Raw genomic sequence first — 9673 nt, forward strand, 5'->3', positions numbered from 1 at the left:
CTCACCTACCTGGCCAGCATCAACGCCAGCGGCGACATCTTCTTCGTCCCCGGCCGCGTCGCCGACTGACGAGACCTCGCCCCGAAGGCATCGAGCTTCTAGCGAGGGGCCCCATCGAACCCGCATTGGGGGCCCCTCGCGAAGCCTTCTCGGAATGAACTCCCACTTCGGGGGAGTTGTAGAGAGCATGCTGCACTGAATCCAGTCCCTCACTCGACGCCGGGGAGGTAGCCCATGCTCCGAGTCCGCACGCTCCGTTTCCTTCCGCCCCTTGCCCTGCTGCTGTCTCTGGCCCTGGTGGCGGTCCCCGCCGAAGCCACCACCTACCGCTCGATCTCCGACTCGGCGCTGGCGGACCAGGCCTCCCTCATCGCCGAGGTCGAGGTGCTGTCCGTCGAGGCCGCCCCCACCAGCGAACGCCCCGCCACCAACTACCTGGTGGAGGTGCAGAGCCTGATCAAAGGCACCGCTGCCGGCAGCGTGTTGGTGGTGCGAGCGCCCGGCGGACTGAGCACCAGTGGGCTGGAGCTGAAGATCTGGGGAGCTCCGAAATTTGAGCCCGACGACACCGCGCTCCTCTTCCTCGTCCCCCGCCGGGACGGCACCTACGGCATTCTTCATCTGAGCCTCGGCGCCTTTCGCCCCTTCCGATCCCAGGGACTCGAGCTGGCCCTGCGGGACCTCTCCGAGGCGGTGGAGATGACGGCCCCGGGAGAGGCCGAGGCAGCCGGGCAACGGGTGCGGGACTATGAAGCCTTCACCGCCTGGCTGCGAGATCGCTCAGCGGGCCAAGAGCGCACGGCGGACTATTTCCTCCGCCTCCCCGAGCCGAGAGTGCAAAGCCTCCACGACGAGTTCAACCTCATCACCTATCAAGGCCGCAACATGCGCTGGTTCGACTTCGAGGAAGGCCGATCCGCACCGTGGTACACCCACACCACGCCGCAGCAGGGCCTCCCCGGTGGCGGCATCGCCGAGGTGCGCAACAGCATGGGCCTCTGGAACCGGGCCGCCGGCTCCAACATCGCCCTGGAATACGTCGGCACCACCAGCGCCGACCGGGGCTTGCGCAATCCCGATGGCTTCAGCACGGTGCTCTTCAACGATCCCTTCGAGGAAATGGACGGCAATTGCGATGAAGGCGGCGTGCTGGCCATCGGCGGCAACTGGTTCGATCCGAGCGTCACCAGCACGTGGCGTGGCCGCGCCTACTTCCGCATTCTCGAAGGCGACGTGGTCACCAACGACGGCGGCGCCGGCTGCGGCTACGACGACTCCGTCTACTTCCAGAACGTGATCACCCACGAGTTCGGCCACGCCCTGGGCTTCCACCACAGCTGCGCCAGGACCCAAGACGGACCGATCCAGCCCTGCGAGGGCTCCCATCCGGTGCTCTTCGCAGCCATCATGCGCGCCTTCGCCAATCCGCCCCGCGGCCACACCGCCCTCGGCATCGACGACGAGCGCGCCGCCCGCGCCCTCTACGCCCGCCCCGCCGGACCCACCGGCCCGGCGGCCCCCGGCGGTCTGGAGGTGACCCTCACCAAGCTCGACGCCCTGCTCAGCTGGACCGACAACAGCACCGACGAAACTTCCTTCCGCATTCTGCGCAGCGCCGGCGGCGGAACCCAGATGACGGTGGCGGAGGTCGGCGCCGACAAGACCGTCTATCGGGACCGCGACCTCGATCCGGACACCGTCTACGAATATCAGGTGGCCTCGGTGCGCGGTGGCGGCCTGGGCCGCAGCTCGACGGTGACGGTCGAGACCCCGCCGCTGATCCCCGTCACCGCCGCCCTACTGGCGCCCTCCGCAGCGATCCAAACCGGTCAGCCGGTGAGCCTGGAAGCCACCTTCACCGGGCCGGTAGAGAAAATGACCTGGGAGATCGAACCCGATGGTCTAGGCGTGCGGGAAGTTCCCTGCGACTCCAACCGCTTCTGCCTCACCCACATGTTCACGCAGCCCGGCAGCTACTCCGTCACCGCCGTCGCCACCGGCGACCTGGACCAGACCGGCCGCTCCGCCCCCATGGCGCTGGCGGTGGAGGACGGGGGCATCGCCTTTGACGAGTCGGAGTCGGTGATCCAAAGCTCGCTCTTCGGCCAGCGCGGCGACACCGGTACCTTCGAGACCAACGTCTGGCTGCACAACGCCGGCGAAGACCCGGCGGTGGCGGAGCTCGCCTTTCTCCAGCGCAGCTTGCCCAATCCGGATCCCACCACCCGTCGGCTGACGGTGATGCCCGGTACCTCCCTCTTCCTGCCCAACGTCGTCTCGTCCGTCTTCGGAGAGGCCGATACCAGCGGCGCCATCGCCGTGCGGAGCCGGGTCCCCGCCGGCGGCAGCGCCCCGGATCTTCGAGTCATATCCCGTTCCTTCGTCGAGCTCTCCACCGGGGCCCCGGGGAGCTTCGGTCAGTTCGTGGGCGCGGACCGCCCCGAGGACCTCACCGCCCACGACAAGGTGGTGTCGGGAATCCTCGACGGCGATGGCTTCATCAGTACCTTCCTGGTGGTCAACCCGGAGGACGCGCCGACCCGCGTGGGCATCCGGCTCCTCGATGCCGATGGCACCGAGCTGCGGACCATCAGCTGGGGCATCCAGGCCCGTTCCATGCGTTTCGTCCGCACCAGCTCCTACTTCGAAACCGGCTCCGCTCCCGGGCCGTTCACCGCTCACTTCAGCAGCGAGACGGGCACTCCCTTCGCCGCCTCCTTCACCCTGCTGGAGGCTCGCTCCGAGGATCAGATCTTCCTCCCCGCGGCGGATCTCGCCGAGGACCAAGAGAGCCCCCTCTATCTGCCTCGGGTGGTGCGCAACCGCGGTCTCTTCGACGTCTTCCTGATCAGCCAGCTGGTGGCCTACAACCCCTCCACCCAGCCCACTCTGCTGACCCTCGAATTCCTCGAACGCGGCCAGGACAACACCTCTCCGAGGTCTGCGCAACGCACCCTCAGCCCGGGCCAAACTCTGCTCATCGAGGACGTGGTTCAAGACCTCTTCGGACTGAGCGAGAGGACCGGCGCTCTCAAGGTCAGCTGGCAGAACTCCACCGGCACCGCTCCCAAGCTCCTCAGCTTCGCCTTCGCCGACACCGGGGGCGGCGGGGAGAATAGCCAGCGCTTCGGCATGGCGGTGGGCCAGCGCACCGCCCTGGAGGCCGGGGGCGCCTCGATCCTCGACTTCGGCGCCGAGCAGAGCGATCTATTCAAGAGCAGCTACGGCGTCGTCAACCTCGGTCTCGGCGGCGGCCGGGTGGAGATCACCCTCAAGGACGGCGACGGCAACGTGTTGGCGATCAAGGAACGAGGCCTGCGGCCCCAGCAGCACCTGGAGCTCAACCTCGCCGGCCTGTTCAGCGACACCGCCATCGGCGAGGGCCGCAACTGGATCGTCGAGACTCGCGTGCTGGTGGGCGGCCCGGTGCTCACCTACCTGGCCAGCATCAACGCCAGCGGCGACATCTTCTTCGTCCCCGGCCGCGCTACCGACTAAGAAATCCCCAAGCCTCGGCCCCGAAGGCTCGGACTGGCCTCCTTCTGTGGCTGCCATTGGGCCTATTCCAGGGCTTTCAGGGCGATCCCCATTGAGCCTCGGAAGCCCCGCGACACCGGACGGGCCGTTGGCTGTGGAAAATTCTCCGTTTCCACAACGGTTTGCCTCTTCGCCTCACATCATCAAGGCTAGCCATAAAATTCTTCAAATACCTGAAAAATAAGGACTTGTGAAATCTTGCACAAATTCTTGGGCAAAGCGGTCTCGAGCCCGGTGTCGCGCGATCTCTGTCCGCCCATGGGACTGTTTTCCACAGCTTTTCCCACACTTTCTGTGGATTCATCGGCAGCCCCAAGCTCCCTCGCTCCAAGCACTTGCAACCGCTCTTCCGCAAGCCCTCCAGAGCTCACTACGAAGAGTCTTCGAAGCGCGCCTTCAATGACTGCGGGGCAACCGTCCACCAGCGCCAGCGGCGCGTCGGATGATGCGATATCCTGAAAGCTCGGCATGCAGCTCGCCGTCTGAGTCGAGCCGCGTTGCTGGCGAGAAAGCCTTTCGCCGGCGTCCGACTTCCACCCCGAGCTGCCAGAACTTGATCGCAAGGAGATTGCAGATATGACCACGACTACGACTTCCGCCCGCGGCGCCGAGCTGCTGCGCGCGTTCGGCCTCAGCGACGACAACCCCGGTGCCTTCGACGGCAGCTGGATCGAAACCACCGGACCGAGCATCGAGTCCGTCGACCCGAGCACCGGCGAGACCATCGCCAGCGTCCGCCTGGCCAGCACCGAGGACTACCAACGGGTGGCCGCCACCACCGAGAAAGCCTTCCGCGAATGGCGTACCTGGACCGCCCCCGCCCGGGGCGAGGTGGTTCGCCAGCTGGGCCTGGCCCTGCGCGACCACAAAGACGAGCTCGGCCGGCTGGTGAGCCTGGAGGTGGGCAAGGTTCTCAGCGAGGGCCTCGGCGAGGTGCAGGAAATGATCGACATGGCCGACCTGGCGGTGGGCATGTCGCGCCAGCTCTACGGCAAGACCATGCACTCGGAGCGCCCGCTGCACCGCATGTACGAGCAGTGGCATCCCCTGGGGCCGGTGGGCATCATCACCGCCTTCAACTTCCCCGTCGCCGTCTGGGCCTGGAACGCTACGGTGGCCGCGGTGTGCGGGAATTCCATGATTTGGAAGCCCTCGCCGGAGGCTCCCCTCACCTCTCTGGCGGTGACCCGCATCGCCCAGAAGGTGCTCGAGGATTGCGGCGCGCCGCCGATCTTCGGCCTGGTGGTGGGCGACGTCGAGGAGGTGGGCAAGCCCATGGTGGACGATCCCCGCCTGCCCCTCATCTCCGCCACCGGCTCAGTGCGCATGGGCCGCGAGGTGGGCGCTGCCGTCGCCGCCCGCATGGGCAAGTCGCTCCTCGAGCTGGGCGGCAACAACGGCGTCATCGTGACCGACGAGGCCGATCTGGACCTGGCCTTCCGCGCGGTCCTCTTCGCCGCCGTCGGCACCGCCGGCCAGCGTTGCACCACCAACCGCCGCCTCTTCCTCCAGAAGGGCATCGCCGAGGAGATGAAGCAGCGTCTGGCGCAGGCCTACGGCTCGGTGCGCATCGGCGACGCCCTCGATCCCGACACCCTCATGGGGCCGCTGATCAACCAGCGCGCCGTCGACGGCATGATGCAGGCCCTGGAAACCGCCCGCCAGGCCGGCGGCAAGGTGCTCTACGGCGGCAAGGCCCTCGACCGCCCGGGCTTCTATGTCGAGCCCACCCTGGTGGAGGTACCGGAGCAGCTACCCATCGTGTGCGAGGAGACCTTCGCGCCGATCCTCTACATCATGGAGTTCGAGGATCTCGACGAGGTCATCGAGCTGCACAACTCCGTGCCCCAGGGCCTGTCCTCCGCCATCTTCACCCTCAACGTGCGCGAAGCCGAGCGCTTCCTCTCCGCCACCGGTAGCGACTGTGGCATCGCCAACGTCAACATCGGCACCTCCGGCGCCGAGATCGGCGGTGCCTTCGGCGGTGAGAAGGACACCGGCGGCGGCCGCGAGGCCGGCTCCGACAGCTGGAAGGCCTACATGCGCCGCCAGACCTGCACCCTCAACTGGGGCACCGAGCTGCCGCTGGCCCAGGGCGTGGAGTTCGACGTCTAGGGCTTTCCTACCCCAGGGCCCGAGCTGCTAGCAATCAACTGGTAGCTCGGGCCTAAGCTTTAGAAACGAGAGCTCGCCGAGGGCGCCCCCTGCAGCACAAAGGCAGCCCAGAAATACGGATCGGACCACTGCTCGCTGGCGGCCACATGCTGCTGGGCTTGGCGCAGAGCGGCGGATGGTGCCAGGCCTTCCTCGAGGAGCCCGCGGTAGAACTCGGTCATCAGGACCGCCGTCGCCTGGTCGTCCACCGGCCACAGGCTGACCAAGACCTGGGAGGCCCCGGCGTAGAGAAATCCCCGGGTCAGGCTGAGCAAGCCATCCCCCCTCACCCGCTTGCCCAGCGCCGTCTGGCAGCCGCTGAGGACCACCAGGTCCGCCCCCAGATCGAGATTGTAGATTTCGTGCAGCTGGAGATCCCCGTCGATGCGTCGTCCGCTCCGGTCGAGGCGGGAGAGCACCATCCCGGAGAGCTCGGGAAAGCGTTCATCCACCAAAGCATGGGTCGCGAAGTGCAGCACTCGGTACCCGTCGAGAGGAGCCGACTGCACTTCCTCTTTGGTGGCATCCCAGCCTAGAAGCCCCAGCCGGCGTTGGGGCGGCACCCGGGCGAGGATCGACTCCGCCTCCAGGCCCGTCCAGGGCAGGCGGGGCAAGGGGCCCTGGGGCAGATCCGACAGGGTGATGCCACGGGTAGCTGAAGCCCCTGTTCCAACCGTTCCCGCCAGAGCCGATGGCCGGGCCCTCGAGAGCCCTCCCGACCAGCGATCGTCTTCGGGGGCGAAGATGGGATCGGCGAAGACCGCCACGTCCCGTGGCGCCGGAAGCCGCTCCCCGTTCCTCCGCAGCAGGGAGACCATGACCGACGCCGACGGCGCGTAGGAGATCTCGAAGGCCTCGAAGAGCAGCTCGTCTCGGGCTTCCCCTCCGCTCGGCCCCTGAAGCTGCGGAGCAGGCAACACGGCGAAGGGAAGATGGTGCAGCAGGCCGTCCGCGAGAATCACCAGCCTCCGAGTCTGCTGGGGAATCGTCCCGGGCGGCAGCAGCTGGCGGCCCAGGGCCTGGGCGGCAAGCTCCCGTTGGACCGGGTCCAGGGCCTGGGACCGGAGGTTCTCGTAGAGCCCCCGAGCGTGGTGTTCCAGCTGCTTTTGGGCCGGCAGGGAGTGGACCGAGAGATGCTCTCTCCCCACCGTGAAGAGATGCGATTCCTCCTCGCCCAGCACATAGCTGAGCAGCAGCGTATCGGGCGCCAACGTCCGCTGAAGCTCCGCCACCGTCACCGGCTGCGGATCTACCAGCTCGGCGTATCGGGGGTCGGCAGTCCGGATCGCCGCCCGAGCCTCCTCCAACCTCAGCGAAAGGGTCCGCAGGCGCTGCTCCACCTGCTCGTCCTGCTCCTCCGTCAGCTCGCCGAGGTACTTCCCGCAAAGCAGTCGGTCGCGCTGCCGATTGAGGGCCTGCTGGACCTCTCGCTCCCTGCGCAGCAGCTCGTCCCCGGCCCTTCCCCGGACCCCAACTTCCGCCTCCAGCACCAGCTCCAGGAGGTTCGTCGCCCGTGCCACATCCGCCCGCTCGAAAGCGCGCCGAACAGCTTCCGGCCGATTCTGCGAGCGGGCCTGCTCGAGGAGGAGCTTCACCTCGAGCTCGGCGTAGTCCTGCCATTGCCAGCTGGGAGAATAGCGGTGACCGGTGCGGCGGACGGTGCCCCGAAGCGTCTCGACGGTGGCCAAAGCCGACCGCACTTGCTCCAACGCTGCCTCCAGCTCGCCTTCCTCATGAAGGGCCAGGGCCCTGCAAAAAGCGATGTGGGCTCGAACCTTGGGGTCGGCGAGAGCCCGCAGTCGCCCGTCGGCCTCGTCCAGCCGACGAATAGCGACCCCGGGCCTTCCATCTTGCGCTGCCAAACAGCCCAGATGGGTCCACGCGATGGCGACGTTGCCCTCGCTCCCGGCGTTCTCCGCCAGAGCCAACAGCTGGCGGAAGGAATCCTCGGCGGCTTCCACATCACCCGCGGCTTGAAGAGCCCTTCCCAGCCGACCCAAGACGATGGCCTCGCCGTCCTGCAACCCCAACTGCCGGTACTTCTCCAAAGCTTCCTGAAATCGCGTCACAGCGACTTCCAACTCACCGGCCGCAAAGTGGGTCAACCCCAGGGTGGTCAGCAGGCCGGCCTCGCGCTCCTCAAAGCCATAGCGACGAGCAATCTCCAAGCCTTCCCGAGCCTGCGTCAGAGCCTCCTCGTGGTGCTCCAAGGATCGGTGGGCGATCGCCAGCCGCTGCAGGGTGGCCGATCGGCTTTTCAGATCGCCCAGATCCTGCCAGATGGGCATCAGCGAACGGTACCGTTCGATCTCTCGATGGGGGTCGCCGGCCAGTTTCTCGACCAGCGCGAGATGGTTGAGGGCTCTGGTCTCGGCTCGCTGATCTCCTACCGTCTGAGCCTCGTGCAAAGAGGCCTCGAATCGCTGGGAAGCCCCTTCCGGGTCGCCTTGGTCCAGAAGCGCGAGCCCCCACCAGGACAGAATGTCCGACTCCAGATACGACCTCCCCGCCCGTCGAGCCTGCTCGAGAGCCGCCGCGAAAACCTCCGGCACCTCGGCGCTACGGTCCAGGTCTTGGAGCGCTCGTCCTGCCTCGCGCAAGGCCAACTCCACCAGGAACCGCTCTCCCCCATCCACCGCCAGGCGGACCACCCGGCGATAGATCGGCACCAGGCCGTCGGACAGTCCGCGCGTCGCGACCTCATCGAAGAGCTGCATCAGGAGGTGCTGGGCTTGCGCACAGGACCGATCCGCCTCGCCGGCCTCCCCCTGTCGGACCACCTCGACCTTCACGTCGCCCCCACCGAGGAAGGAGGTCAGCATCAGGCGGTACCGGCCGCCGGTCTCCGCCACGATGCACAACGCCTCCGGCGCCCGGCGCCCCACCGGCGTGTCGTAGTCGATCTGCTTGCGCCCGTGCGGATCGAAGACCGCCACCCCCACGTCCAACAGCGCCTGATCGACCCGTACCAGCGCTGCTTCCCCTGGCTCCAAATCGAGGGCCAGCCATCGGGAACCGGATTCCGGCACGAACCCCTGAAAGGGCGCCGTCCGATCCAAAGGCGTCACCGCCTTTCCGGGCACCGCTTCCGGGGCCGGACTTTCCTGATGGCCACAAAGTCCGACAGCAAGCGTTCCGAGCAGAAGCGGGAGAGCCACGGTGCGGTCTCGACGAAAATGCGTGATTGGCCTGCAGTAGAGTCCGCTGGAGCGCAGGAAGGCAGGCCAGGGCCCCCTTCCCCGTGGCTGATCTTCGGACTCTTCCTTGTCGTCGCTCATAGACCCCCAGGATTGTCGACTCCCGAACCCACAACCGCCCACCACCACCCCCGTTCTGCGGGCGCAGCTACGCCCCGCTCCCTCTCGGGCCGGCAGCCTGACGGCGCGTTCTCAGATAACTGTGCTTTCTTTGATAGCCGAACTATCGTCGGGATTTTAACTCACTGGCAAGCCGCATTCACGAAACGACCAGGTACCGTCAGCGCAGCCGGTGGCCATTCCATCGTCTTGCCCGATGCGGCGTCGGCGGCCCGGGACCGGGTGATGCTGGTGGTGATGTACCTCTGCGGGCTACGGCGCAGCGAGCCCGGGCGGATCCGGGCGGATTCGGTGCGCTGGGAGAGTCAGCTGGGGGTGTTCAGTTTCGTGATTCCGGGGGCGAAGGGCGCCCGGCGGGATGTGCGGGTGTATCTCGACGAGGAGGGCTCTTGGTACCTGGCCACCTACCTCCAACAAGTCCACCGCCAGCTCCACTCCACCACCCCCTTCCTCTTCCCCGCCGCCCGCACCGGAAGCGGGATCTCCCCCACCTGGGTCGGCGTCCTCTTCCACCGCCGCCGCAAAGCCGCCGGCATTCGGCCCCGGGGCCGGAAGATCACGCCCCACATCCTGCGGCACAGCTTGGCGACTCACCTATTGCAGGCCGGCGCCGATCCGCGACGGGTGCAGCGCAAGCTCCGGCATCGGAGCCTGACCACGACGAT

5 protein-coding genes are annotated in these 9673 nt (G+C 67.2%); 3 read left to right on the forward strand and 2 right to left on the reverse strand.

From position 1 onward, the window contains the following. Nucleotides 1–234 precede the first annotated feature (234 nt). A complete protein-coding gene (locus SX243_23230; protein ID MDY7095898.1) occupies nt 235–3498 on the forward strand; it encodes a hypothetical protein in 3264 nt (1087 codons plus the stop codon). A gap of 188 nt (nt 3499–3686) precedes the next feature. Here the strand turns inward: SX243_23230 and SX243_23235 are convergent, their stop codons facing one another. Then, the gene (locus SX243_23235; GenBank protein ID MDY7095899.1) at nt 3687–4007 is read right to left on the reverse strand and encodes a hypothetical protein; all 321 of its coding nucleotides are present in this window, start codon (nt 4005–4007) and stop codon (nt 3687–3689) included. A gap of 106 nt (nt 4008–4113) precedes the next feature. Between SX243_23235 and SX243_23240 the strand changes: the two genes are divergently transcribed. Continuing rightward, nucleotides 4114–5652 carry an aldehyde dehydrogenase family protein gene (locus SX243_23240; GenBank protein MDY7095900.1) on the forward strand — a complete coding sequence of 513 codons (1539 nt, stop codon included), beginning with the start codon at nt 4114–4116 and terminating at the stop codon, nt 5650–5652. A gap of 59 nt (nt 5653–5711) precedes the next feature. Here SX243_23240 and SX243_23245 read toward each other — a convergent pair whose 3' ends face one another. After that, on the reverse strand, nt 5712–8759 hold the full coding sequence (locus SX243_23245; protein MDY7095901.1) for a CHAT domain-containing tetratricopeptide repeat protein: 3048 nt from the start codon (nt 8757–8759) through the stop codon (nt 5712–5714). 438 nt (nt 8760–9197) lie between these two features. Between SX243_23245 and SX243_23250 the strand changes: the two genes are divergently transcribed. Beyond that, nucleotides 9198–9673 (forward strand): site-specific integrase (locus tag SX243_23250; protein ID MDY7095902.1); only part of this gene is annotated, 476 nt, incomplete at its 3' end.

The sequence above is a fragment of the Acidobacteriota bacterium genome (genome assembly GCA_034211275.1).
Taxonomy (GTDB): domain Bacteria; phylum Acidobacteriota; class Thermoanaerobaculia; order Multivoradales; family JAHZIX01; genus JAGQSE01.